General features: G+C 37.6%; 1 protein-coding gene and 1 pseudogene. Both read right to left on the bottom strand.

Annotated features, from left to right (window positions below):
* The coding region (locus tag BUC45_RS01615) for an anti-phage BREX system Lon protease BrxL (RefSeq protein WP_296969824.1) at nt 1-735 on the bottom strand (735 nt) is incomplete at its 3' end.
* 15 nt (nt 736-750) lie between these two features.
* Nucleotides 751-1,170, bottom strand: a pseudogene (locus BUC45_RS01610) (BREX-1 system phosphatase PglZ type A); the annotation flags it as partial.

Genomic DNA, 1,170 nt, shown 5'->3' with positions numbered 1-1,170 from the left:
GGACACTAGTATAGAATTAGGCGAGATTTCTTTGTACAAATGAGACTTCCCAGTTCCTCGAGGTCCCAGCTCGCAAAGATTGTAGTTATTTTCAACAAGTGGCACCATCCGCTCAAGAATATGCCATTTTACTTTTTGTTCTAACTGCGTCGGTTCCATACCGACAGACCGCATCAGAACATCTATCCATTCATCTTTTGAAAAATGCTTTCTGCCTTCAAAAATCTCTTGAATATCCATATGAGGCATCTGAATAGGTGTGAGGGAATCTATATTAAAAGGGCTTGCCATCTTAACTTCCTCATCATAAAAATAGCTCATTTTAACAATACACCAGATACCCCCAGCGAGGAGCTTGTCAAAGTCTTTCACATATTGCGGAGAAATCTCTACGCCCTTTAGCCCGAGGTTAGAAAACTCTGCTTGATATATATCAAGTTTTTCATTGAGCTTAACTGTTATCATATCAATAACGGTGAATCTGCCAAGTTCCCGTACCTTTGACTTGACTTTTTCCGCTTCATCGGGCCTTACGAAATTTTCCGCCAGAATGTTCTTTACTGTCTCAACACCATCGTTGATACTGTTTTCATCATCAGTAGCACAATACATCCCTAACAAGTATTCAAGGACATAAACAGGTACATTGGCTCCTTCTTTAATTTTTTTAGTCAGGTCTTTTCTTACGACTCTTCCGGGGAAATACCTATTTAATTTTTTACTAAGCTCATCCATTCGGCTCTCCTCACTTTAAAAACCAAAATCATTCATAAATGCAATATCAATAATGAACGGAATCTTCTCATATATCCTTTCAACGGTTTCCTCTTCATCCTCTAGAACCAGATAATATTTACTACTTTTATCATATTTCATACTCTTGAGTACGAACTTTTCCCTAAAGGTCCTATCTTCGGGGTTATCTGATGTGCTGTCGGCTATTATTATATTCTCGTTTGATACCCTGTTCCCCTCTTCATCTGCAAGATAAACTGAAAGTCTCCTTGGCACAGTCTTGTCCTGAATTTTTTCCACTTGGAAAAACTCAAGATAGGTAATATTATTTGTTATCTTCCTAGATATACTAGTAAGCTTAACATCAACTTTTTTGACTTCTTTTGCGGTTTTGCCTCTCTCATGTTTGAATTTAATAACAGGTATAACCACTTC

Origin of the sequence: Tepidanaerobacter sp. EBM-38, from assembly GCA_001896545.1 — a bacterium.
In the GTDB taxonomy this organism is placed as follows: domain Bacteria; phylum Bacillota; class Thermosediminibacteria; order Thermosediminibacterales; family Tepidanaerobacteraceae; genus Tepidanaerobacter.
The sequence above is the reverse complement of the archived record's forward strand: the minus strand, read 5'-3'. Positions and strand labels throughout refer to the sequence as shown.